Origin of the sequence: Actinomyces sp. oral taxon 849 str. F0330, from assembly GCF_000239715.1 — a bacterium.
Classification (GTDB): Bacteria; Actinomycetota; Actinomycetes; order Actinomycetales; family Actinomycetaceae; genus Actinomyces; species Actinomyces johnsonii.
Window position 1 is genome coordinate 239276 of sequence record NZ_JH470352.1, and the last position, 22846, is coordinate 262121.

The 22846-nt window shown below is 65.1% G+C and carries 19 protein-coding genes, 2 tRNA genes, 1 other RNA gene and 1 pseudogene; 11 read left to right on the top strand and 12 right to left on the bottom strand.

Going from position 1 to position 22846, the window contains the following annotated elements:
• A partial coding sequence (locus tag HMPREF0975_RS08460; RefSeq protein ID WP_009233729.1) for a FadR/GntR family transcriptional regulator occupies positions 1-502 on the top strand: 502 nt, incomplete at its 5' end.
• 17 nt (positions 503-519) lie between these two features.
• Here the strand turns inward: HMPREF0975_RS08460 and HMPREF0975_RS08465 are convergent.
• Together HMPREF0975_RS08465 and ssrA are read right to left on the bottom strand one after the other, a co-directional pair.
• Complete coding sequence (locus tag HMPREF0975_RS08465) at positions 520-1098, bottom strand: methylated-DNA--[protein]-cysteine S-methyltransferase (protein WP_009233730.1); 579 nt, start codon at positions 1096-1098, stop codon at positions 520-522.
• Positions 1099-1208: 110 nt separating this feature from the next.
• Positions 1209-1579, bottom strand: a transfer-messenger RNA (tmRNA) gene (gene ssrA / locus HMPREF0975_RS14845).
• A gap of 234 nt (positions 1580-1813) precedes the next feature.
• Between ssrA and HMPREF0975_RS08470 the strand changes: the two genes are divergently transcribed.
• Complete coding sequence (locus HMPREF0975_RS08470; protein WP_009233731.1) at positions 1814-2800, top strand: aldo/keto reductase; 987 nt, start codon at positions 1814-1816, stop codon at positions 2798-2800.
• 63 nt (positions 2801-2863) lie between these two features.
• Here the strand turns inward: HMPREF0975_RS08470 and smpB are convergent, their stop codons facing one another.
• From smpB to ftsE, 4 genes are all read right to left on the bottom strand, one after another.
• The gene (smpB, locus tag HMPREF0975_RS08475; protein ID WP_009233732.1) at positions 2864-3400 is read right to left on the bottom strand and encodes an SsrA-binding protein SmpB; all 537 of its coding nucleotides are present in this window, start codon (positions 3398-3400) and stop codon (positions 2864-2866) included.
• A gap of 88 nt (positions 3401-3488) precedes the next feature.
• Positions 3489-4805 carry a M23 family metallopeptidase gene (locus tag HMPREF0975_RS08480; RefSeq protein ID WP_009233733.1) on the bottom strand — a complete coding sequence of 439 codons (1317 nt, stop codon included), beginning with the start codon at positions 4803-4805 and terminating at the stop codon, positions 3489-3491.
• 6 nt (positions 4806-4811) lie between these two features.
• Positions 4812-5729 carry a permease-like cell division protein FtsX gene (gene ftsX, locus HMPREF0975_RS08485; protein ID WP_009233734.1) on the bottom strand — a complete coding sequence of 306 codons (918 nt, stop codon included), beginning with the start codon at positions 5727-5729 and terminating at the stop codon, positions 4812-4814.
• 12 nt (positions 5730-5741) lie between these two features.
• Entirely contained in the window at positions 5742-6431 is a 690-nt protein-coding gene (gene ftsE, locus HMPREF0975_RS08490) for a cell division ATP-binding protein FtsE (protein ID WP_009398449.1), read from the bottom strand.
• A gap of 216 nt (positions 6432-6647) precedes the next feature.
• Here ftsE and HMPREF0975_RS08495 point away from each other — a divergent pair, with 216 nt between their 5' ends.
• Entirely contained in the window at positions 6648-7232 is a 585-nt protein-coding gene (locus tag HMPREF0975_RS08495; protein WP_009233736.1) for a TY-Chap domain-containing protein, read from the top strand.
• Here the strand turns inward: HMPREF0975_RS08495 and HMPREF0975_RS08500 are convergent.
• The 4 genes from HMPREF0975_RS08500 to HMPREF0975_RS08515 all read right to left on the bottom strand — a co-directional run bounded on the left by HMPREF0975_RS08500 (position 7225) and on the right by HMPREF0975_RS08515 (position 11525).
• Entirely contained in the window at positions 7225-7881 is a 657-nt protein-coding gene (locus tag HMPREF0975_RS08500; protein WP_009233737.1) for a single-stranded DNA-binding protein, read from the bottom strand. The two genes, HMPREF0975_RS08495 and HMPREF0975_RS08500, sit on opposite strands and share 8 nt — an antisense overlap.
• 169 nt (positions 7882-8050) lie before the next feature.
• Complete coding sequence (locus HMPREF0975_RS08505; protein WP_009233738.1) at positions 8051-9556, bottom strand: GTPase; 1506 nt, start codon at positions 9554-9556, stop codon at positions 8051-8053.
• A complete protein-coding gene (locus HMPREF0975_RS08510; RefSeq protein WP_009233739.1) occupies positions 9553-11154 on the bottom strand; it encodes a GTPase domain-containing protein in 1602 nt (533 codons plus the stop codon). Before HMPREF0975_RS08510 ends, HMPREF0975_RS08505 begins: the two co-directional genes overlap by 4 nt.
• A 298-nt stretch (positions 11155-11452) precedes the next feature.
• Positions 11453-11525: transfer RNA gene (locus HMPREF0975_RS08515), tRNA-Arg, on the bottom strand.
• A 387-nt stretch (positions 11526-11912) separates the two neighbouring features.
• Here HMPREF0975_RS08515 and HMPREF0975_RS08520 point away from each other — a divergent pair.
• Complete coding sequence (locus tag HMPREF0975_RS08520; RefSeq protein WP_009233740.1) at positions 11913-14582, top strand: ATP-binding cassette domain-containing protein; 2670 nt, start codon at positions 11913-11915, stop codon at positions 14580-14582.
• Between the two features lie 66 nt (positions 14583-14648).
• Here the strand turns inward: HMPREF0975_RS08520 and HMPREF0975_RS08525 are convergent, their stop codons facing one another.
• Positions 14649-17165: a serine/threonine-protein kinase gene (locus HMPREF0975_RS08525; RefSeq protein WP_009233741.1), complete on the bottom strand. Its 2517-nt coding sequence runs from the start codon at positions 17163-17165 to the stop codon at positions 14649-14651.
• A 172-nt stretch (positions 17166-17337) separates the two neighbouring features.
• Between HMPREF0975_RS08525 and orn the strand changes: the two genes are divergently transcribed.
• From orn to HMPREF0975_RS08540, 3 genes are all read left to right on the top strand, one after another.
• Positions 17338-17949: an oligoribonuclease gene (gene orn, locus HMPREF0975_RS08530; protein WP_009233742.1), complete on the top strand. Its 612-nt coding sequence runs from the start codon at positions 17338-17340 to the stop codon at positions 17947-17949.
• Positions 17950-18055: 106 nt separating this feature from the next.
• Positions 18056-18128 (top strand) — tRNA-His (locus tag HMPREF0975_RS08535).
• Between the two features lie 226 nt (positions 18129-18354).
• Positions 18355-19215, top strand: coding sequence for a polysaccharide deacetylase family protein (locus tag HMPREF0975_RS08540; RefSeq protein ID WP_034471795.1), 861 nt, complete (start codon positions 18355-18357; stop codon positions 19213-19215).
• Positions 19216-19221: 6 nt separating this feature from the next.
• On the opposite strand, the gene tagD is transcribed toward HMPREF0975_RS08540, so the two are convergent.
• Complete coding sequence (gene tagD / locus HMPREF0975_RS08545; protein WP_009233744.1) at positions 19222-19629, bottom strand: glycerol-3-phosphate cytidylyltransferase; 408 nt, start codon at positions 19627-19629, stop codon at positions 19222-19224.
• Between the two features lie 963 nt (positions 19630-20592).
• On the opposite strand from tagD, the gene HMPREF0975_RS08555 reads away from it, so the two are divergent.
• From HMPREF0975_RS08555 to HMPREF0975_RS08570, 4 genes and pseudogenes are all read left to right on the top strand, one after another.
• On the top strand, positions 20593-21204 hold the full coding sequence (locus tag HMPREF0975_RS08555; RefSeq protein WP_049939644.1) for a hypothetical protein: 612 nt from the start codon (positions 20593-20595) through the stop codon (positions 21202-21204).
• Between the two features lie 4 nt (positions 21205-21208).
• Positions 21209-21502 (top strand): hypothetical protein, encoded by a 294-nt coding sequence (locus tag HMPREF0975_RS08560; RefSeq protein ID WP_009233746.1) that lies wholly within the window; start codon positions 21209-21211, stop codon positions 21500-21502.
• Between the two features lie 2 nt (positions 21503-21504).
• Positions 21505-22278, top strand: coding sequence for a DUF6270 domain-containing protein (locus HMPREF0975_RS08565; RefSeq protein ID WP_009233747.1), 774 nt, complete (start codon positions 21505-21507; stop codon positions 22276-22278).
• A gap of 196 nt (positions 22279-22474) precedes the next feature.
• Positions 22475-22846 (top strand): annotated as a pseudogene (locus tag HMPREF0975_RS08570) (DUF6318 family protein); the annotation flags it as partial.

The following is a 22846-nucleotide window of genomic DNA, read 5'->3' on the forward strand; positions in this document are numbered from 1 at the left end:
CCGCCACGGACACGGCATGTTCGTCGGCAGGGTCTCCATGCGCCCCATGGTCGAGTCCCTCGTCTTCAGAGGCCTGCTCAACCCCGGAGACGACCACCGCGGACTGCGCGACATCGTCGAAGTCCGCATCACCCTCGACAACGCACTAGCCGAACCCGTCACCCAAGCCTGGAAGAACCGCCAAGACACCGAACTCGACCAAATCGTGGCGCAGATGGATACCCACGCCCAAAAGGGCGAACTCTTCACCGAACAGGACCGCCGCTTTCACATGCGGATGCTCGAACCCCTGGACAACCACCTCTTCCTGCACCTGACCGAAGCGTTCTGGGCAGTCCACACCCTGACCGTCCCCCTCCTAGGCGCCCCCAGACCCGAGGACATGCTCAGCGCCGCCAAGGCCCACCGAGCCATGCTCCAAGCCGCCCGCGACGGGGACGCCCAGGCCTACCGCCAAGCCACCACCCAGCACTACGCCCCACTACTGGCAGCCCTCACCTAAACCAACCAGCAGCCGACTCATTCAAGGCCCGGGGTTTCCTCGCGGCGAAGCAGAGCTGACTTCACGGCGGCCCCATAGCGGAATCCTCCAATGCCCCCATCGGAACGCCGCACCCGGTGGCACGGGACGAACAGCGCCGCGGCGTTACGCGCACAGGCCGAGGCCGCGGCCCGGGAGGCGGCCGGATTCCCGCTGATGCGGGCGAGCTCGGTGTAGGTCAGCGTGGTGCCGGCAGGGACCTCACGGAGTCTGGACCAGGCCCGCTCGATGAAGGGGCCGCCGACCTGGAGAACCGGGACATCACCGGGAGCGCTGTTCTCGCCGCAGTAGTAGGAGCGCACGGCAGCGACGGCCCGGGCCAGGAGCCCGTCGCACTCCTCTTCCGGAAGCGCCTCGGTGCGGGATGGCCTCAGGCTCGGGTGGATAAGTCCGACCAGCTCCGCGATCTCAGCAGTCCATCCCGAGGCGAGCACGTAGTCGGTCCGGTCGACGCCGTCAGCGGCGCCATCGGAACCACCATGGCCCGTAACGATGGTAAAGGGGCCATCAGGGGTGCTCACGGTGCAGCTGCGAGCTGCGTCGGTCTTCATCGCCATGGAGTCAGGCTACGTAGCGTTCCATGCATGTTCCACCAATCCGGGCACTGGCCACCGAGGAGCAGAAGAGCCCGCCAACCGTTAAGGCTGGCGGGCTCTTCTCGTGGGATACGTGGAGATGGGGGGAATCGAACCCCCGTCCGACGGACGCACAACAGGACTTCTCCGGGTGCAGCTCGCTAGCGATTTTCTCGGCCCCGGCATCTCACGCGAGCAAGGACGCCGACGGGCTCAGTCGATGAGAAGTCCCAAGAGCCCTACCGACACGGGCTCTCAGCAGTGGCTTCCTAGATGACGTCAGGAACCGGGGCGGAAGCGCTCCCCGGGCTGACGGACTTCGAGGCTCGCTCAGGCGGCGAGGGCGAAGTCGGTGCGAGTGTTATCGGCACCTATTGGTTCGCGCAGAGCGTTGACGAGATGACTGCGCATCCTCGACCCGCTTCTCCTGAACCTACGACCGTCGTCGAAACCGATCATCCCCTATGAACTTGTCACCGGTCTGCCGAAGCCTGACCGGAACGTGCTCTCAGCGAAGCCAGATGATCCTAGCAGACAGAGAGCGATCGCCGTCGGAGGACTACACCACACAATATCTCGGCAACCTGGTCACCTGCGGCGATGGTGGGTCAGCGACTCGAACGAATATCATGACAGAACAGGCCGATTGCCTCGTGGTGGCCTCGGTCCTCCTCTGCACAGCGTCAAGGAGAGTGTCATGGACACACGCCTGTTTCCTGCCCTGGGCCGCGAGATCCCAGTCATCGGCACTGGTACGTGGCAACTGGGCATTGATCTGAGCGAAGTCGATCCTTCTCGTGCCTTCAGCAATCTCGATGCAGCGTGCGCCTCGGGGGTCACCTTCATCGATACGGCCGACGCCTATGACAACGGCGCCTCAGAGAGGTTCCTCGGCGAGTTCTTCTCCGCTCGTCCTCGCACCGGACTCACGGTGGCCACGAAGATGGGGAGGAGCAGTGGAGAGAGGACGTATCCCACCGATGCCTTCAGTCGAGACCTTATTCTTCACTGGAACGACCGCTCCCGGAAAAATCTCGGCACCGAGACCATCGACATTGTCCATCTGCATGCTCCTCCCATCGAGCTACTTCAACGCCAGCACCTGTGGGAGCTCCTCGACGAGCTGGTCGAGACCGAGCGGATACGCTGCTACGGAGTGAGCGTACTCACCTGCGCCGAGGCTCTCGAGGCGATCCGGCACCCGGGTTGCGCGAGCGTGGAGATCATCGTGAACGTCTTCCGGCACAAGCCCCTGGAGGAAGTTCTCCCCGCTGCGCGCGAGTCCGGGACCGCAGTGATCGCGAGGGTTCCGCTACCTGATGGGCTGCTGTCCCATAACCGTCGTCGTGGTAGTACGCCCGCACCGCCCGGATCAGTGGCGGCCCTCGACGCCGGCTGGATCTACTCCGTGGTCCCCGACGAGGTGGGAATGCAAGCCGCCCACGAGTTCTCCGGCCTGTGCCGCCGGCTCGGCCCCGAGCATGTTCCACCGGTCCAGGTCGCCCTGCGGTGGCTCCTGGATCAGGAGGGCATCACCTGCATCCTGCCTGACGCTCATAGTCTCAATCAGGTACGCTCCAACGCCCGTGCAGCCGAGCTGCCACCGCTGAGTCAGGAGATGCACACTGCGGTGAGAGAGCTCTACAACCGTCTCATCAGGCCCTACGTACACCAGCACTGGTAGGACCGGACGATACGAGGGAGGGCCGCGCAGGCTATACAAGCCGTGCGGATGATCACGGCGGTCTCAGCCCCGACGTCGGTTCGCGGCCGCCATGGCCCTGGCCGCCTCCCGCTTGTCCTGAGCCTCGCGCAGCGCCTGACGCTTGTCCCAGTCCTGCTTACCCCGGGCCAGGGCGATCTCCAGCTTGGCGCGCCCGCCGATGAAGTACAGCTCCAGCGGAACTACGGTATAGCCCTTGGCCTGAACCCGGCCGGCAAGACGCTCGAGCTCGCTTCGGTGCAGGAGCAGCTTGCGCTTGCGACGCGGGGAGTGATTGTTCCAGGTTCCCTGCAGGTACTCGGGAATGTGGGCGCCCTGGAGCCATGCTTCGCCGTGACGGTCGATCTCGATCCAGGCTTCGGTCAAAGAGGCCCGCCCCATGCGCAGTGCCTTAACCTCTGTGCCGGTGAGAACCAGCCCCGCCTCATAGCGGTCCTCGATGAAGTAGTCGTGGGTCGCCTTCCGGTTGCGAGCAACCGTCTTGTGGGCATCGGAGGCGGCCTTGGCCCTCTGCCCGGCAGTGGGCTTGGCGGCCCGGGCGGACTTCCCGGCGGGTGTCATCGGCCTGTCCTTTCACGAGTGCGAGCTGTTGGCGTGCACGACGACGCGCAGGAACAGGAGTCTACGGGGCCCGTCAAGGGCGACTCGACTAGAATCCGGGCAGGGACATCGGATCGATGTAGACCCCGTCCTGAGCCACCTGGAAGTGGACATGCGGCCCGGTTGCGTAACCGGTCGATCCGGTCGAGCCGACCACGTCGCCGCGATTGACGTACTGGCCGTCGGCGATGGTCCGCCCCGAGAGGTGGCACAGGGTGATGACATAGGAGTGTCCGTCGATAATGCCGCCGTTGATGTCGATGCCGATGCCGCAGGACTCGGAGTTCCAGTAAGTGGCCACCCCGGAGACGGCGGCGTACTGCGGCGTGCCCTCGCTCGCGGCGAAGTCAACCCCCTGGTGCCCGGTTCCGGTGCCGGTGACCGGGTGAACGCGGTAGCCGAAGGGCGAGGTCACCTCCAGCGGACCGGTGATCGGGTGGCCGATGTACCCGTCCCCTAGAGAGTCCGAGGCTATCGAGCTGGAGGGGACAGATGGCATCGTGCCGGCGCTGGCCGCAGCCCGGTTGGCGGCGTCGATCTCTGCGATACGAGCCGCAGCGGCCGCCGCGTCGGCGTTGGCCTGGTCGAGCTGTGTCTGCAGGTCGCTCTTGCGGTTCTCCAGCTCTGTGGCGGCGGTCTGCTTCTCAGCGGTCAGCTTGGCGACTTCGTCCCGCTTGGTCTGGGCCGAGTCCCGGGCGGACTTGGCGTTCGTCTCAGCGGTATCGGCCTCGGTCTTGAGCGTGCCGACCCGAGTGGTGGCTGCGTTCTGCCTGGCCTCGCGGTTGGCGTTCTGAGCGCGCTCAACCTCAGCGGCGGAGAGTACCGCCTCCTGAACCCCGGAGCCGATCTCGACAGCGGAGGCGCGTTGGTTGAGATCCTCGACGTCCTGCGAGGCGAGAACGTAGCTCCATGAAGTAACCGAGTTGTCTCCCTGGTAGGTGGATACCACGATCTCCGCCACGGAGTCCGAGGTCTCGGAGGCGGACTTCTTGGATGCGTCGGACTCTTGCTTGACCGTGTTGAGGCTGTTCTGCGCAGTAGTCAGGCGGTCGCTGGCGATCTGCTGCTCACGCTCCTTCTCGGCCAGCGTCGCCTCAGCACCGGTCAACTCGGTCTCCGCCTCGCTCAAGGAGGTCTGGGCGTTCTGCAGCGCGATGTAGGCCTGCCCCAGATCGGCACTGACCCCCTCGAGGGAGGAGATCACCTCCTGCTGCTTGCGCTGCGCCTCATTCTGGTTCGCAACGGCGTCATCACGTTCATCGGCCAGGGAGACGTCACCCGAGTAGAAAAAGGCCAGGCTGACGGCGGCGAGTGCGCATACCGCGGCGCGCCGACGTGAGCGGCGGAGGAGCAGACGAGACAACATGTGAGATCAGACCCTCGTGTACTTGGACAAGGAGAAGGCGGACGAGACCGCGGCCAGGGCAATGGCGGCCAGGATGAGCCAGGGCGATAGGAGGAGGACGTCCCTGGTGCTGATGAAGGCACTCGTGAAGGAGATCGAGGAGGCGAGCCATCCCTCCACGACATAGCGGACCCCTACCCACAGAGTGACCACGGCGAGGATCGCGCCGGCGAGGGCAGCGATCACTCCTTCCAGGATGAAGGGCAGCTGGATGAAGAGGTTCGAGGCGCCCACCAGGCGCATGATCCCCGTCTGCCGGGAGCGGGACATGGCCGACAGCCTGATGGTCGTTGAGATGAGCAGGACAGCGGCCACCGCCATAATGGTCGCCAGTCCTCCTGTGATCCAGGAGGCCCGGTTCATCACGAGGAAGAGGGGCTCCAGGGTGGATCGCTGGTCGACCACACGTTCCACGCCGCTGTGTCCCTCGAACTGTTCGGCCACCAGTTTGTAGTTCTCCGCGTCCTTGAGCTTGATGCGGAAGGAGACGGGCATCATGTCCTCGGTGGCGTTGCGTCCCACGGCGGACTTGGCGTAGGCCTTCATGAAGTTCTTGTAGGCCTGGGCCTTGGTCTCCATCTGATAGGACTTGACGTAGCCGGAGGGGGCGCCGCTGGTGATGAGCCTCTGGACCTCACTGATCTGTGCAGCGGTGGCCTCACCGTTGGCGCAGTTGGAGGAGGCCGACGACTTCGGGCACATGTAGACCGAGACCTCGACCTTGTCGTACCAGTCGCCCTTCATAGTCGATATCTGGCTCTGCAGCAGCGATGAGGCGCCTACGAAGAGGAGGGACACGAAGGCAACAAGTATGACGGATACCGTCATTGCCAGATTGCGGGACATGCCCTTGGCGGTCTCCGAGAGGATGAAACGCAGTCTCACAGTTCTTCTCCTTCAGCGGTCCGAGCCGTAGACACCACGGTCCTGGTCGCGCACGACCTCGCCGCCCTTGAGCTCGATGACGCGCTTACGCATCTGGTCGACGATTTCGTCGTCGTGCGTCGCCATGACGACCGTGGTCCCCTGCCGGTTGATGCGGTCGAGCAGACGCATGATCCCGACTGAGGTTGAGGGGTCCAGGTTCCCGGTCGGCTCATCGGCCAGGAGAAGCTTGGGCCGATTGACCATGGCACGGGCGATCGCGACGCGTTGCTGTTCACCTCCGGAGAGCTCGTGCGGGAGGCGCTTCTCCTTGCCCGCCAGCCCCACGAGATCAAGGGCCTCCGGCACGGCAGAGAGGATGTAGTGGCGGGGCTTACCGATGACCTGGGACGCCAGCGCCACGTTCTCCAGGACGTTCTTGTTCTCCAGGAGCCGGAAGTCCTGGAAGACGAAGCCGATCTCTCGGCGCAGCTGGGGCACCTTCCACGAAGAGATCTGCGACAGGTCACGCCCCAGGACGTGGATACGGCCCTTGGTGGGCCGCTCCTCCCGCAGGACCAGACGCAGGAAGGTCGACTTCCCGGAACCCGAGGCACCCACGAGGAACACGAACTCATCGCGGTTGACCTTGATGTCGACGTCGTCAAGCGCCGGACGCGCCCCGCGTTTATATACCTTCGAGACGTGGTCGAAGCGGATCATCTGCTCGTTGCTCCCCTGCTGCGCCCCGAGCACGGCGCCCGGGTTCATGGCGATATGGCCACCGTATGCGCCGACACGCCATTTTCCGTCCGTGACACGCCCAGCATCGATGTGGCTTGTTCTGGCAACGACAAGGTGTGATCCTCCTGTGATCGAAAGGCTCGTGGGCGACTACGTTCCAACAGCTCGCCGACCATGCGGCCTAGGCTTGCGCACATGAGTGAGATCTCCTTGTCCCACGCGTTGTCACGGACCTTCGAGGAACGCGTCGATCTGGGGTCCTGGGCGCGCTTCACGCCGTCGCTGGCCGGGTTCCTGGATGAAGTGTGCATGCCGGCTTCGAGGTCCGCCGCGCAGCGGGGAGAAGCACCCGAGTCCGTTGCCGAAGCCGTCTTCGATCCGGCAGGAGGGACCCTGCTGCTAACCGCCCCGACCCCCATCGTCAAGGCCGAGGAGCTGACCCAGGAGGGGAGATGGACACGACTGCTGTCACGGCTGACAATGGCCGCCCCCCCGACTCCTTCACCCGACTTGCCGGGCGTCGTCCTCGTCGGTCGCTCCGACGGGGTCGAGGTGTCTCTCCCGGAGCTCGATGCGCAGGGGCGAGTGCTCCTCGGCCCCACCGAGCGAAGAATCCTGGGAAGGATCGGATGGCAGGAGACCGGGCACGTCTTCAGCCGGTTACTGACCGACAACGATGAGACCGCCGAGTTGGTGACCCGCATTCTCATTGAGGTGCTCGAGGTCGCCCACCCCGCAGATCTCGACTATCTCCTTCGCGCACATTCCGACGTCAGCTGATCGGCGCCGCCTGTTCTACGAGGTCGTCGGCGAGCTCGTACGCGGGCCACTGCTCCTCGGTCCGAGGGGAGACCGGGCCGACGACGAAGGGCTCGGGGCCCTCTGGCGGCGTCCCACAGGAGCCGGGTGGGCTTGCAGGGGCTCCAACCTCCTGAGCGACGGATGCCACAACGCCGTCGGCCGTGGCCGGGGTCTCCCAGTGATCTGATGAAACGTGGTACTCGGGATCCGCCTCGGGCCCGGTGGAACCGGTACCGGCTGCCGAGGGGGCGGAAGGCGCTGACTCCGAGGCCCGGACTCGCGCGAAGCGCGACTCCCCCCTGGTCAGATCGTGACCCGCGGCCTGCAGCGTGATGACGTTGGTCTCGTGCTTCCTGCCGTCGCTCTCCCACGACTCCTGAGAGAAGCGTCCAGTGAGCAGAACCGCATCGCCTTTGCGCACCGAGTGACTCAGATTGGCAGCGAGGCGGCCCCAAGCCTTGGCTGTGAACCAGATCGTTTCGGCGTTGTTCCACCCCTGATCGGTGCGGTAGGTCGGTGTAACGGCGACGCGAAAGCGGCAGTAGGGACGGGCCTTGTCCCCGACACGGGACAGGACCGGATTCGTTCCGACGACGCCTTGAACGGTGAGGTCGAGCTGACGAGTCATGAGAAGGCTCCTTGGTCGTGGGCGGGCGGCTCTCTGCCGCCCCTGCACCACCACCGTGCTCGCTGCACCCCTCGGGTGCCCAGCGGCCCCTGCTCCCAGTCCCCGCCCGAATGCCGGCGAGTGCAGGACCGTCGCCTGTGGCCACCGGAAGGCTGCGGAGTCCCGGGGGCTACAACCCCAGGGAGGCCTGCAGCATCCGGTGCTTCTCCAGAACTCTGGCGGCGGGCCTGCTCAGCCCTCGCTCGACCACGGACTCCAGGCGGGCGCGCACCTGCTGCCCATAGCGTTCAGCCTCGCGACGCGCCCTGGAGCGACGGCGGACAGTAGCCACAAGCGTGGCCAAGATCCCGAGGACGATGAGGCAGGCGGAGACGATCTCGACGCTGTGACTCAGCGCCTCGATCCCCTCCCGGACCACAGAGGCGACCAGCCACGACACCCCGCCGATCACCAGGAGCAGACCGCCCCACCACAACAGATCGATCACCGGCTGGCGATGCCCCGGCAGCGGAACGGAGCCGACCGCCTCAGCGGTCTGTCCCGCCAGGGTCTCGGGCGGGATCACGGATGACTCCATGCTTCGCGCCCAGGCGGGCGGCAATCCCTGCGAGGTGCGGTGAACCCAGGTCGAGTGGGCCGAGGCCACGGCAGTGCGCGAAGGCGGCTCGGGGCGGGCCAGCGCCCTGGGCAGGACCTTGGACAGGCCGGCTCTCACCGAGTCCTCCACCGCCTGGGCACCGGAGGCCTGCAGCAGCACCTTGGTAGCGTCCTCGGTGAGGTCGGCATTGAGCTCCACCTTGTCCTTGGCCACCGTGGGACGCAGGCGACGAGTGATCGCATCGAGCTCGGCCGAAGCCGTACGAGCCGCGTTGGACTCCCGTGCGACGCGCTGGCGCAGCAGGCCGCGCATGACGTCGAGATTGTCGCCGCGCACCGCCGATACCGGCAGCACCTGGACCCGGCTGAGGCCGTCCTCCTTGAGCAGGGATCCGACGTCGTCGAGCAGGCTCGCCAACCCGCTCTCCGGAAGGGTGTCCACCTGGTTGACCAAGACGAGCATGTCCTCCTGGCGGGCGCCGAGCCCGCGCAGGTAGCCGTCGTGAAGGGCGGCATCGGCGTACTTCTGAGGATCGACGACCCACACGAGGATATCGGCCAGCGGCACGAGCCGGTCCACCTGCAACGAGTGCTCTGTCGTCACCGAGTCGTAGTCGGGCACGTCGAGCAGGACCAGACCGCCCATACTCCCCTGGTCCTCGGCGTCGAGAATCGAGTCCCGCCGGATCCGTCTCTCCGAGGAGACCCCGAGGAAGTCCAGGAGGGGGCCGGCGTCGTCGCCCCAGGAGCAGGCCGCGGCTCGTGACGTCGTGGGCCGACGGGCACCGACATCCGCGAAGTTCAGCTGGGTCAAGGCGTTGAACAGGGATGACTTACCCGAACCGGTGCCGCCGAACAGCGCCACGACGGTGTGGTCCACACCCAGGGCAAGGCGCTGCGCCACGGCATCAAGCGCCTTGTGAGCGGGGATCGACAACGAGGCCGGTACCTCGGTGGGACACATGCGCAGGGCCTCGCGAACCGCGTTCAGGCGGGCGTCGAGGTGCTCGGCGTCGAGCACCTCGAAGTCCGTCTGCGCGGTGGACACGGATGTGCGGGGAGTGTCGGGTCGGCTCATGCTGTGGCTCCGGGGCGGGTGAAGGGCTTGAGCTCACCAGAGCGCAGACGCAGCGCAGCGGCGAACCCGGGCGCGGGGGCGAGCGAGGTCGCAGCCCCCTTGGGGACGGTTGCGGTCAGCGCCTCCGTGACCGCCTCCACCAGGAGAGCACCGGCCTGGACGGTCTGCTCCTCCAGTCCCAGACGCCCGGCGGCTGAGACGACTCCGTCGACACCGGCGGCCGCGGAGATGAGGAGGTCGACGACGCTGGTGGGGCTCAGTCTACGAATATCGCGGGGAATCTCGATATTGGCCTCGAGGTAGCCGACCCAGGCATCGATGGTCACTGCCGCTTCATCGCCCTGCTCCAGAATCTTGCGCGCCCGCTCGCCGGCTCCCACCTCGTCCCAGGCACGTTCCGCCTTGGTGCGCAGGGCAACGAGCGCGGCCTGAAGCTGGTTGGCGAGGGCCTCACGGGCGTCGGCAGCCAGCTGGGAGAGCCCTTCGGCACGGGCCTTGTCCGCCCGCCCCAGGAAGCCCCTCCGCAGCCTGCCCCCCTGAGCCAAGGAAGCCAGTGGGCCGCCCGAGGAGGCCAGAGTGATCCAACGGGTGGCAGTGGCCCCCTGACCTGCGGAACCCGTCTTGATGTCGGCGCTCAAGGACTCGATCGCCGCTTCCCTCAGCTCCTGGCACTTCTTCTCCAGGTCCCGCGCCACCGCCTCCTGGGCATCGACGTCGTCAGCCAGCCGCTCCAGCTCGGTACGCAGAGTGCTCCACACGCCCCTGCCCGTCCGACGCACGAGTCCGGCTGCGCGGTGACGGCCTGCCAGGAGTCGAAGCCAGTCCCGCAGCTCGGTTACTCCATCACCCGACAGAAGCCCCTCATGCGGTCCGGCGTCCGGAACGACGAAAAAGGGTGCCTCCGACAGCCCCAACCCCTGCAAACGGGTGATGAGATCCCGGCGCACTTCGGCCAGGATCGTCGCCGGCACCCGATTGAGAACCACGCCGATGGGGGTCTCGCGTCGAGCGGCCTCCTCCAGGGTCATCCAGGGCGTCTGGTCGCCGTATCGCGCCGCGGTGGTGACGAAGAGCCACAGGTCGGCGGCCTCCAGCAGCCTGCCCGCCAGCGCCCGATTGGCCTCGTGAACGGAGTCCAGGTCCGAAGCGTCGATGAGCGCCAGACCCGCCGGGATGGCAGCGGACACCTCCTGACGACAGACCTCTGTCAGAGGGTGTTCGCTGAGCGAATCCATGTCCTCGGGGTTGGCCACCAGGACCGGGATCCGAGTGGTGGGCCGTAGTACCCCCGCGTCTGAGACCTCCTGACCGAGCACGGAGTTGACGAGTGTCGATTTTCCTGCGCCCGTGGAGCCCCCGATCACCACGATGGACGGGATGTCCGCGTCCTGAAGGCGGGGAATCACCTGATCTCGGACCTGTCCGATGAGACCATCACGCAGCGTGCGCGCAGCCTCGACGCCGTGGGCGCTCAGGGCCAGGTCGAGACGCTCGAGGTCCCTGACCAGGTCAGAGAGGACGTCGAGGAGCTGAGCGCGACTCAGCGAGGAGACGGGGGCGTCGTCCTCGGAGGGGCGCGAGGGGACAGGAGCGGGCATGTGCCAACACTATGAGCACAGCGCAGCGGAGTCGACGATTGATCTCGACAGTCCACACCACAGGTGTCGTGAGCCCGGTGAGAATCTTCTGTTACTCCGCTGTGACGATCGGAATCACATGCTCACCCCCGAAGGAGGAAGAGCACCCCCCTCCACGGGCATGGCGGATGCAGCCACCGTCAACGGGCTCGACGACGAGCGCGACCGCCGACCATCAGTACAACACCGTGGTCGCGCCTCGTCGCCCCCAACAACCGATAATGCGCGGAATATCAACCTTTTCAAGGCCGCCGACCAGTGCCCCCGGCCGGACTCGAACCGGCAACCTGCGGATTAGAAGGCCGATGCTCTATCCATTGAGCTACGGAGGCGCGCGCAAGCGCTAGACCAGCCTACGCCATCAACCTGGCGAGCCAGGCCCCACGGGCGGCCGACCCGACGTCGCCTTCGACCTCGACAGTCGGTCACGACACGGTCGCACTACCATTACGAGAGCACATCGAACCGGGTGTGCGGATGATTCCGCGAGCCGCTCTCAGCCACTCTCCGAACCGCTCTCATCCGGATCGCAATGCGGCCGCAACAGCACTGCAACCGCCCTGTGACCAGTCGGGATGATGAATCCAAGCGACACAGGTCCCGACGACGGACTTGACGTGTACGCAACATCACACAGGGGAGCGTTACTCTTAGCGGCGACGCCGAAACACCAGTATCGTGAGCGGCACCCCATCACAAGCCCCTGGAAGGACCGAGCCTTGCCCACTTCCGCACTCATTGTGCGTTCCCTCTCTGCTCAGGCCTCGCTGGAACCTCATACCTTCACCGCACCTTTCACTGTGGGGAGGTCGCCCGACAGCGATGTTCAGATCGTCCACCCTCTCGTGTCTCGAACGCATTTGCTGGTGACCCCCACCCCGACTGGCTGGACCGTGAGCTGCCAGGGACGCAACGGCATGCTCGTCAACGGAACCGTCACCCGTGAAGCGCTCATCACCCAGGGCACCCGAATCCAGCTGGGCGATGCCTCCGGACCGGCTCTGGGACTCACTCCGATCGTGTCCGGAGCCGCTCCTCACACAGGAGCCCCGGCTCAGCCACAGTCGGCGCCGAGCGCCCCCTTCATTCCCTCCCAGCCAAGTGCGGCCTCCGCGCCCCAGGTCGGCCCCCTGCCCCAGGCATCCTCCGGCCCGATTCCGACGACGGCCGCCCCAACGCAGGCCCGCCCCATGCCGCAGGCCATGGGATCGGCCTCATCGGCCGCCACCTATATCGCATCGGGGAGCCCCCAGGGAGCGCCATCGTCCAGCTCGGCGAACTCGGGAGCCTTCCCCTCCTCCCGGCACACGCTCAAGTCCTTCCGCATCAGCTCGTCGGGCACCATCGGTCGAGCGCCGGACAACACCCTGGTCCTGGACGACCCGCTCATCTCCAAACACCACGCCCGCATCGACGTCTCGGCCAACGGCATGGTCGTCACCGACCTCGGATCCACCAACGGCATCTACGTCGGAGGTCAACGAGTCCCCCAGGTCCAGGTGACTCAGCCCGTCCTCCTGGGTCTGGGCTCAACCTTCGTCGCCCTGAGCCCTGATGGGCTGTGCGAGGTCCAGGTCGCAGGCGGAGCCGGCGGCGAGCTGGTGGGCAAGGACCTGACCTTCCGCGTCAACAACGGCAGTCTGACACTGCTCGACGGCATTTCCTTCTCCCTGCCGGGCAACGAACTCCTAGCCGTTGTCGGCCCATCGGGAGCGGGAAAATCGACGCTGCTCAAGGCCCTCACCGGCGAGCAAAAGGCCCAGGAGGGCCAGGTGCTCTTCAACGGCCTGGACGTGTACGAGCACTATCCGGTCATGCGCAACAAGATCGGTGTGGTACCGCAGAGCGACGTCATCCACTCGGCGCTCACTGTCCGCAAGACCCTGGAGTACGCCGCCGAGCTGCGATTCGCCAAGGACGTCACCAAGGCCGAACGGCGTCAGCGCATTGCCGAGGTCCTGGAGGACCTCGACCTGACCGCGCACGTGGACAAGCGCGTCAAGAAGCTCTCCGGTGGGCAACGCAAGCGGGTCTCAACCGCCATCGAGCTACTGACCCGGCCCAGCCTGCTGTTCCTCGACGAACCCACCTCCGGACTGGATCCCCAGCTGGACCGTGATGTCATGGACCTGTTGGCGTCCCTGGCACACGGGACTCGTCCCGGCGACAGTGGCCGCACCGTCGTCGTCGTCACCCACAATGAGAACCATATCGACAGAGCGGACAAGGTCCTCATCCTGGCCGCTGGGGGAAAGCCCGTCTACTACGGCTCCCCCCGCGAGGTACTCCCCTACTTCCGCCAACGGCTCAACGAGATCGCCTCCCAGGGCCGATTGCTGCTCAACACCCCCAAGGGCACACTGCCCGACCCGCCCGCGGTGGACGGTTACGCCGATGTCTACGCGCTCATTCGCAACCACACCGCGGAACTGCGCCAGTACATGGAGGCCACAGTGCCCTCCACGCGCCGCGGTGGAGCTCCCACGGCGGCGGCCGGACCGGCCACACAGGAGCGTCCGCCCAAGCAGCAGTCCGTACTCAGACAGGTCTCGACCCTGGTGCGCCGCCAGCTCAGAATCGTTGCAGCGGACCCCTCCTACCTCGCCTTCATGCTGCTGCTACCCATCATCATGGGGCTGCTGACCAAGGCGATCGAGGGAAGCGACGGGTTCGCGGTTCCCCACTACCCAGAACCCAAACCGCCCACGCCGGAGAATCCCACACCCACGATCGTCAAGTACTCCAGTCAGGCCCTACAGCTTCTGGTCATCCTCATCACCGGGGCGGCATTCTCCGGGATGTCGGCCACGATCCGCGACCTCATCGGGGAACGCGATGTCTTTCTGCGAGAGAAGGCGGTCGGTCTGAGATCCGGCGCCTACCTCTTCTCCAAGGCGACCATTCTGGCTCTTATCACCACCGTTCAGACCGCACTGATGATGGGGATCGCCCTCGCGCTCAACAAGGGTCCCAGTGACGCCGTCATCCTCGACGGTTGGCCGGGGGTGGAGCTGGCCTTCTGCTGCTGGTCGGTCGCCTTCGTCTCCGGTCTTCTGGGGCTGGCGGTATCGGCGATGGTCTCCTCCTCCGAGCAGGTCATGCCGGTGCTGGTTGTGGTCATCATGGCTCAGCTGGTCCTTTCCGGTGGAATCATCCCGATCGCAGGACGTGCGGTCTTCGAACAGCTGGCGTGGTTCATGCCGTCTCGATGGGGCTATGCGATGGCCTCCTCCACCCTGGAGATGCTCGCTATCCTGCCCAACCGCGACGACGCGTTGTGGAAGCACGAGACCGCGCAGTGGTTGACGGACTACGGCATGCTCTCGGCCATCGGCCTGGCCTGCATGGTGACCTGCTACATCGCCCTGGCCCGCCGCGGGCGGCGCTGATCCCCTCGAGTACAGGTGCCGGGGTGCCAACCAGATACTGGTTGGCACCCCGGCACCGTATCTCGGCTATCTGCTGGTGACGCTGGACACCACCAGGTCGTAGTTGTAGGTGCCTCCCTGCCCAAGCATCAGGCGCGCGCCGCCGCTGCCCCCGCCCAGCGGCGGCACCGTGGCGACGTAGGTCCCCTGAGTCTTCCACCCAATCTTTCCGGAATCCGGGGAGACGGCGACGACCAGAGCACCGGTCTCGTCGGATACGTAACCCCGCTTGCCGACCTGCATGAGGAGCTGGCCGTCCCTCAAACCACCGATGGGCTTGATGACGCACTGCTCGCCCTTGGCGGGCTCCGGAAGCGCGAGCTTCTTGTCGCCGACCTTGGCCGTGCACGCCTTCACGTCGATCGAGACGTTGATGGTGCCCCGGGGACCGATGACCGGGGTGGTCGAGGACGACGCCTTCGCCAACGACGTGTAGGCCTCCTTGAGCGCCGATGCGTCCAGGGGAACCGACGCGGCCCATTGGTGCTTCTCGGTGAAGCTTCCCGATACGGTGCCCGTTTCACTGCCGTCGGCATCGTAGATCGTGGCGCCTGAGGAGGTGATGCGGGAGAAGGCCTCCGGGCCGGTCTGGATATTAACCCCGCCAGGCAGTTGTGTGTCGCTGTCGAAGTTGGGCCTATCGCCGGTCTCGGACATCAGGACGGCACCATCCTTGGCGGACAGCACCTGGATTTGTTTGGACTTGCTTTCGTAGGCGAGAACGAACCCGTTGCGCACCCGTCCCTTCTCATAGTGTCCGCCCGCACGCCACTTCTCCTTGCCGGCCGCGTCATAGGCGATCAGAGGGCCGTCTGAGGCCGTTCCCTCGCCGGAGGAGATCACTGCGACGTCGGTCGTGGAGCCCAGGAAGGTGGATCCCTCGGGGAACGGGGCCTTGGAGGTCTTGCCGCTGTCGCTGACCAGCGTGGCCTGCCCGCTTGTACTGCTGCACAGCAACGATGTGCCCGCCCAGAAGCGGGCCTCGTCGCATTCCCCACTCCACACCTTGCTGGTGCCCTTCCGCGTCAGATCGAACAGGTGCACCTTGCTCATGTTGGAGTATACGAGCATGCTCCCGTCCGCGGAGAGATAGGGATCATCGACTTCGGCGTAGCGCTGGTCCTCTTGAACGCGGTTGCCCTCGGGCAGCGCCGCCGGCCATGTACTGTCGACGCTCGGCCCGGAGAAGAAGTACCACCAGCCGGTCCCCACCACTGCCAGAACCGTGACGACCGCGGCTGCCGCCAGCCACCACCGGCGACGCGTGCGCCTCGGGTCGAGAGCAGCCGCATCGACGGGCATGTAGCCCGTCCCCTGGGGACCGGTCTGGGGGAAGAAGGAAGCGGGAGGAGTCGTGCCTGCCGTATTGGCGGCATAACCGCCGGGCATACTCGTCGCCATCGGAACAGGGGCTCCCGCACCTGCCTGAGCGCCACCGACAGCAGAGGCCTGACCGAGGCCACCCGGAACGTTGACGCTCTGTCCGGACACCAGAGTCGGTATGGCAGATGCCGTCACTGTGGCCTGAGTCAAACCGGAAAGCACCGTTGGAGCCGTCGCCGCATCCGCTGGCGACGGGGCGTCCCAGTCGTAAGGGACCACGGAAGCCGTCGACTGCGGTGGTGAGGCGAGCCTCGGAGCTGCGGGCAGGCCCGCCAACGCGGACTGCATCGCCTCCAGGCGCTGAGCGACCAACTCGATGGCGGGGCGCATATCGGGCTGCTTGGCCATCATCGAGGCGATGAGCTCCCACAGGGCGTCGGGAAGACCGTCGGGGCGGCCTGCGTCTCGTCGAGCGTGCTGGCTGAGCAGCTGGGCGGGTTCTCCCACGAACGGAGCTGTCCCACAGCTCATCTCATAGAGCATGATGCCCAGTGAGTAGATATCGGCGGCGGAGGTCGGAGCCTGCATCGATAGAATCTCCGGAGCCATGTACAACGGAGTACCGATGACCCCTGTGAGGTGAGAGGCGGAGAAGGTATCGCAGATACGTGCCACCCCGAAGTCGGCCAGTCGAGGGACAACGGCCTCCGGCATACCCCATCCCGGAGCGACCCCGGTCGCCACCGTCTCAGCCGGATCGCCGCCTCTGCTCGGACGCGAGCTGAGCAGAACATTGGCGGGCTTGATGTCTCGGTGAACGACTCCAGCCCGATGGACCGAGGAAAGCCCCTGAGCGATACGCGTCCCCAGGGAGGCCACCTGCGCGGGCGGCAACGAACCGCGGGCCCTGAGAAGATCACGCAGGTCCCCGCCGTTGACGTAGTCCATGACGATGGCGAAGGTAGAGCCCTCGATAACGACGTCGCGAATGGCGACGACATAAGGACTACGCACTCGCAGCAGCGTCGAACGCTCCTTGATGAAGCGATCGACGACGTCGGGATTCTCCACCAGATCGGCACGCAGCACCTTGAAGGCCAGGACCTCGCGGGAATCAGTGCGCCGACCTCGCCAGACCTCGCCCTGGGCGCCTGCCCCGATCCGGGACTCCATGATGTAGGAGCTTCCGAGGTGACGGGAGGCGGGGCTTTGGGTCGTCATGAGGGCTCCGTGTCGCTCAAAGGATGGCAGGTTCCAAAGAGACCTTATCGCGATACTCGCGCGAGCCGGGCGGCCCTGCCACGCGCTCGCCGTGAATCGCACCGCGTTCGCGATCAGCCCGCCGACCTGAAGACCGATATTGCCGACTAGAGTGGATCCCGTGAGCAAGCAGATGACAACCTCAGACCCACTGGTGTGGATCGACTGTGAGATGACGGGCCTGGAACTGAGCACTGATGCGCTCATCGAGGTCGCCGTCGTCGTCACCGACTACGAGCTCAAGCCTTTGGCCGAGGGAATCGATGTACTCATCAGACCTCCTGCCGACGCGCTAGAGCGGATGGGCGACTACGTGCGGAATATGCACACATCCTCAGGGCTGCTCACCGAACTGGAGGGCGGGCTGACCATGGAGGCGGCTCGCAAGACGGTCCTGGACTATGTGACCTCCCTTGTGCCCGAACCCCGGAGCGCCCAGCTCGCCGGGAACTCGGTGGGCACGGACAAGGCGTTCCTGGCACGCGACATGCCCGAGCTCATCGAGCACCTTCACTACCGGATCGTGGATGTCTCCTCCCTCAAGGAACTAGCCAAGCGCTGGTACCCCAGGACCTTCTTCCATGCCCCGAAGAAGGCCGGGGGGCACCGTGCGCTGGCGGACATCCTGGAGTCCATCGACGAGCTGCGCTACTACCGCGCAGTTCTGTTCCCGCACGGCGAGGGGCCGAGCTCTCAGGAGTGCAAGGAGGCAGCCGAACGTATCCTGGAAGAACCAACCAGGTGAGAGGATCGATCACATTCACGACGTGACGCAGTGCACCGAGTTCGGTTTGGTGCACGAGGAGCTGAGCGGATACAGTACCGACTCGTTGCGGCTTTTGCCGTACACGGTGGCTGTAGCTCAGTCGGCAGAGCGCCTGGTTGTGGTCCAGGAGGTCGCGGGTTCAAACCCCGTCAGCCACCCCGCTCCTCGGTTTCGGGTAAGCCGTACGTCCCTACTCGTTGTCAAGGTTCCGTCTGACTGAGAGATTCGACGGACACGACACCGCGAGCCGAGGCAAATCCTGACAACGCTCCGGTGCCGACGCTGGAGACGCAACTCATCTGAGCACTTCCATCCCCTCTTGTGTTATTAGGCCCTCGGGTTGCTTGATGCTCTCGCAACCTGATGTTCGAGAAAGTCTCTCCCATGCAACGCCGTGACTTCCTGCTCGCCCTGGCCGCCGGAACCGCAGGCTGCCTCACCGCCTGTGCTGAGACGCAGCCGACATCCCGCTCCGCCTCGTCGACCCCGCCCCCTACGCAGGCCTCGCCCTCGGGGGCCGCGTCCCCCTTGCAGACGCCTTCCCCGACACCTTCGCTCAGCCCCCTGCACCTTCAGGACGGGCCACCCCCGCTACCCGCTCCCACTCCGGTGGATCCACTCATCACCAGTCTTCCGGAGAACGTCGGCAACGTCGTGGCCATCACCGTCGACGACGGCGTCGACTCCTCAGTCGTGGACGCCTACCTGGACTTCGCCAAGGATTCGGGAGTCCGCCTGACCTTCTTCGTCACGGGCGTCTATCCGAGCTGGACCGACAACCGAAACAAGCTGGCGCCCCTCGTGGAATCGGGGCAGGTTCAGCTGGCCAACCACACCTGGACGCACCCGGATCTGACGACGTTGTCAGAGGGGGAGATCATCGATGAGCTCACCCAGTGCGAGAACCTGCTGCGCAACACCTACGGCATCACCGGGGCGCCCTTCATCCGACCTCCCTACGGCGGTCGCAACTCCTTCACCGACTCGGCCTGCGCCAAAGCGGGTTACACGACCGCGACCATGTGGTACGGATCGTTCGGAGATTCCGGTCTGCTCACGCAGGACGTGCTCCTCGGAGAGGCGCAGAAGTGGCTGCTCGCGCAGCACATCGTTATCGGTCACGCGAACTTCCCCACCGTCACCCAGCTCTACGGACAGATCATCGACATCCTGCGTCAGCGTTCCCTGCTGACCGCCACGCTCGACGACGTCTACTTCGGCCCCGGTCACAGTCGTCGCATCTGACTCAGCTCACAGCGCTCGATCCTCCTCAGCCTGACAGCACTCCTGCATCCGCGAGGCATCGATCTCCGGGGTCCGCGGCAGATAGACGATCTCACAGCGCCCTTCGAGCTGCTCGTTGAAGGTGTCAACCCAGTCGTCTCCGATGACGAAGACATCGATGCCGTACTCGTCGATGTCCTGGCTCTTCTGACCCCATGTCTGCTCGGGGATGACCAGGTCCACGTAACGAATGGCCTCGAGCATCGCCTTGCGCTGTTCATAGGAGAAGTAGGCGCACTTTCCCTTGGAGACGCTGAACTCGTCGGTAGACAGTGCGACAATCAGATAGTCACCCATCGCTTTGGCTCGACGCAACAGCTCGATGTGCCCGTAGTGGAGCAGGTCGAAGGAGCCATAGGTGATCACACGTTTCATCAGAATTTTCCTCAGGATCAGAGCGATCGATTTTTGTGCGAATCATACAAGAACCGATCATGTTGTCGTTGATTGCGCGTATGGAGATTGAACGCGCTTGCCGTTAAGTCTAGGCAGTTCCCCCCCCTCAAATACCCCTTGTTACTCCTCTGCAGCAGGCTGCCGACTATGGCGACCGTCACCCATTATCGTTTAACCCAATGAATGCGCCGAACTGAGAGCCGGGGCCGGAAGCGCACGAGAACCAGCTGAGGCCGTCATGTGACCGAACCCCGATATTCCCTGGTATCACAACGATTACAGGGAGTTTCAGCCCAGTCACGGCAGGCCTTGAACGTCACATTCTGATTGCAGACAGCTCAATCATGACGACGGCCGCTTTTACAGTTGTCCGGCACAACTAACGTTGTGAGAAAGCAAGTAAAGAAGGCCTTCCTCCCGGGCCTCACCCATCCCAGCGGTCTGGAGGTCGCCAGTGGTCGTAGTCACCCCCACTCGGACCTTCACGGGGCCCGCTCGCGCAGCCTCAGGTTCCCCGTCCCTGTCCACCTCGGCGCCCTATCTCCTTACCGATTTCTCGGCAGCACGTCGAGACATGACCTTCCGGGCACTATGACTATTCCTGGCAAGCCTTATCAGGATGCTCATGTCAACGCATCGGTTTCTCCGCCCCCGCATGTTGTTGACAGGAATCACGGCCGCGGTTCTCATTCAGGTGACGGCACGGTGCGCGACATAGCAGCACTGACCGTGGGCGTCCACACGGGTCATGCCATTCATCGTTGTCGCAGGCGCGGGATTCATGGCCGAATCCTGTTTCCTCGATCTCATCACGGAGGTGCACCTGCTGCCGCGGACGGCCAGTGTCGGTGGATCGGTTGTCGCCATGACGGACCAGTCGAGAGGCCGATAAAGGTGGCGGGCTCGAGCACGACGAGCCCTGGAGCTGCAGATGCTTGCCTCATGAGCGTCCTGCTCTTGAGCGGGCTTGTGGCGACCGCTGTCATCTCCGTGTCCCCGACCGCAACCGCCATACCGATTCTGAGGAGGGCCCGCATCATGGGCGTGGCGAGAATCGGCTCCCTTCACCACTGCCCTATCCCCCGTGGCTACGGACTCACCGTCGTTCTACCAGCCTCGCTTGCTGCCTGGGTGGCCGTCCTCGTGGCGACGCGCGGTCGGAGCCCGGTCCGGGTCATGACGAAGTTCGACGTCGTTCTCACAGGTCTGGCGACGATACTCACCTTCGCACTGGTTGGTCTCAGCAGGGCTGTGTTCTCCCTTTCGGTCAAGGACCGTCCAGTCCCTCGTCTCGCCCTGGGGATGGGACCCGGTTGGACTATATGCAGCGTCTTGGAGTCCTCCCTGTGGTGGGCGCCGGCGTGCTCTAGAGATCGGTTCTTCTGGCGGATCTGGCCGCCGTCTCCTGCTCCCGCCGGCGGTGAACAGCCTTCTCACCCGCGGCCGGCTCTGGACGCTTCATCCCGCATAACCATGATCCTGCTCCTCCATCTGCAGATACCTTCCGTCATCGGAGCACCGAATCTTGTCCCCACACCACACGGAGCGGGGTAAGGACATGCGGTTCCCTCTTCTCATCCACTACTGGGCTCTCGAAGTCGGCGCCGCGCAGGTCATCGAGGAGATGTGCGCCCGAGCACTATGGCTCATGAACGGTGAGCTCATCGAGGACGACCCAGGCCCTCAGATCACTCATGACTACCGATGGTGGTCCTGGAACATCGCTAAGAACAAGCCGGAGAAGGCCGTCACGATCCTGACCGCGTGTCGGGAGAAGTGGAAACCGGCAGGGGTGCGGATCCAGCACTCAGAGAGTCGCACATCGCCTTACCGACACGCTCGAGGAGTATGACCATGTGCAGTACAAAAAGTACGCTGACAGGACGAATCACCGTCTACGGATCCTGCGTGGCCAGGGACGCGGCCCGCGAGATGGAGAAACGGGGCTGGAGCGTCGAACGTTATGTCGCCCGCCAATCCCTCATTAGTGCGGGAAGGCCGGCGGATGTGGGCGACGTCGATCTATCGTTACTGCCATCGCCTTTCGCTCGTCGCTCCTTTCTGTCCGACATGGTGGGGAACCTGGAGGCGCAGCTGACGTCCGTCGCCGCACGCACGGATCTACTGCTGTGGGACCTGACCGACGAGCGTCTTGGCGTCCTGGAGACGGCTCCCGGGGCCTTCTTGACCCGTTCGGCAGAAGCTCTAACGGCGGGCCTCTACAAGGGACTCGCCGCCAGGTTTCTCGAGCTGGGGACAGCGGAGCACCTACACCTGTGGAGGCCTGCCCTTCTGCATTTCGGCAGTCTCCTGGATCGTCTCGGCCTCACGGACAAGACGATTCTGATCAACGTGCCATGGGCTACGAGGACCACCTCCGGCGAGTCGATGGTCCCGAGCTGGAGACAGGCGGCAATGGAGGCCAACTGGGTGATGCCCCGCTACGTCGACCTGGTTCGCAGGGAAACCGATGTGCGGATCCTGCACGTCCCCGACGAGCTCGTCATCGCCGATGACGCGCATCGCCGGGGTTCAGCCCCGTTCCACTACGTCGATTCCTTGTATTCCTGGATCGCCGACGAGCTGGAGGTCGCTCAGGCTCCCCGCAGCCTCGCTCCGGTGCTCTGACCTCCATCGATCCTCCAAAACTTCGAGGACTCGTCCATGCCGCTCGAAGAACCGGCTCGGAGTTTTCCACAGGGCCGTGTCAAAGTCTGGCGGTCGGGGCGTGTGTGCAGGTAATGTCAATACACCGCTCGGACGGGCACTGCCGCCCGTCCCGGTGGTGTGAGGAGTTGTTTCGGTGGCGAGGAGGCTATCGGTGATGAGTACGTCCCTACGATCCCCAAGGCCTGTGCACTCGAGGCGACCCGCAGTCGAGTGCGGCCGGTCCGGTTCTCGTCTGGGGCAACGCCGGGCGGCCGCCGGTTTGGCGGTGGTATGCGTCCTGGCCCTGGGGGCGGCGGGCTGCGCGCTGAAGGACGCGCGGGCGGAGGCCAGTGCCAGCGCCAGTGCCAGCGCGTCTGCGGCCGTCGCCCGGGCCGAGAAAGGGATCGCCGACGCCAACGCCTCAGCGACCGCCTCCCGAGAAGCCGCCCTGACCCCCGAACTCAAGATCCACGCGACACCGCCCTAGCCGAACCCGCACCCGCCAAGAATCCACAGGTCAGCGAGGAGACCTCCGAGGGCGCAGTCG

Bases quoted from the DNA above. Each gene is read 5' to 3' on its own strand.
- HMPREF0975_RS08500 (WP_009233737.1), bottom strand. From the start codon at position 7,881: ATGACTCGTCAGCTCGACCTCACCGTTCAAGGCGTCGTCGGAACGAAT.
- smpB (WP_009233732.1), bottom strand. From the start codon at position 3,400: ATGACACCCGCCGGGAAGTCCGCCCGGGCCGCCAAGCCCACTGCCGGG.
- HMPREF0975_RS08555 (WP_049939644.1), top strand. From the start codon at position 20,593: ATGAGCGTCCTGCTCTTGAGCGGGCTTGTGGCGACCGCTGTCATCTCC.
- HMPREF0975_RS08505 (WP_009233738.1), bottom strand. From the start codon at position 9,556: ATGAGCCGACCCGACACTCCCCGCACATCCGTGTCCACCGCGCAGACG.
- tagD (WP_009233744.1), bottom strand. From the start codon at position 19,629: ATGAAACGTGTGATCACCTATGGCTCCTTCGACCTGCTCCACTACGGG.
- ftsE (WP_009398449.1), bottom strand. From the start codon at position 6,431: ATGATCCGCTTCGACCACGTCTCGAAGGTATATAAACGCGGGGCGCGT.
- HMPREF0975_RS08560 (WP_009233746.1), top strand. From the start codon at position 21,209: ATGCGGTTCCCTCTTCTCATCCACTACTGGGCTCTCGAAGTCGGCGCC.
- HMPREF0975_RS08565 (WP_009233747.1), top strand. From the start codon at position 21,505: ATGTGCAGTACAAAAAGTACGCTGACAGGACGAATCACCGTCTACGGA.
- HMPREF0975_RS08470 (WP_009233731.1), top strand. From the start codon at position 1,814: ATGGACACACGCCTGTTTCCTGCCCTGGGCCGCGAGATCCCAGTCATC.
- HMPREF0975_RS08540 (WP_034471795.1), top strand. From the start codon at position 18,355: ATGCAACGCCGTGACTTCCTGCTCGCCCTGGCCGCCGGAACCGCAGGC.
- HMPREF0975_RS08510 (WP_009233739.1), bottom strand. From the start codon at position 11,154: ATGCCCGCTCCTGTCCCCTCGCGCCCCTCCGAGGACGACGCCCCCGTC.
- orn (WP_009233742.1), top strand. From the start codon at position 17,338: ATGACAACCTCAGACCCACTGGTGTGGATCGACTGTGAGATGACGGGC.
- HMPREF0975_RS08525 (WP_009233741.1), bottom strand. From the start codon at position 17,165: ATGACGACCCAAAGCCCCGCCTCCCGTCACCTCGGAAGCTCCTACATC.
- HMPREF0975_RS08495 (WP_009233736.1), top strand. From the start codon at position 6,648: ATGAGTGAGATCTCCTTGTCCCACGCGTTGTCACGGACCTTCGAGGAA.
- HMPREF0975_RS08480 (WP_009233733.1), bottom strand. From the start codon at position 4,805: ATGTTGTCTCGTCTGCTCCTCCGCCGCTCACGTCGGCGCGCCGCGGTA.
- HMPREF0975_RS08465 (WP_009233730.1), bottom strand. From the start codon at position 1,098: ATGGCGATGAAGACCGACGCAGCTCGCAGCTGCACCGTGAGCACCCCT.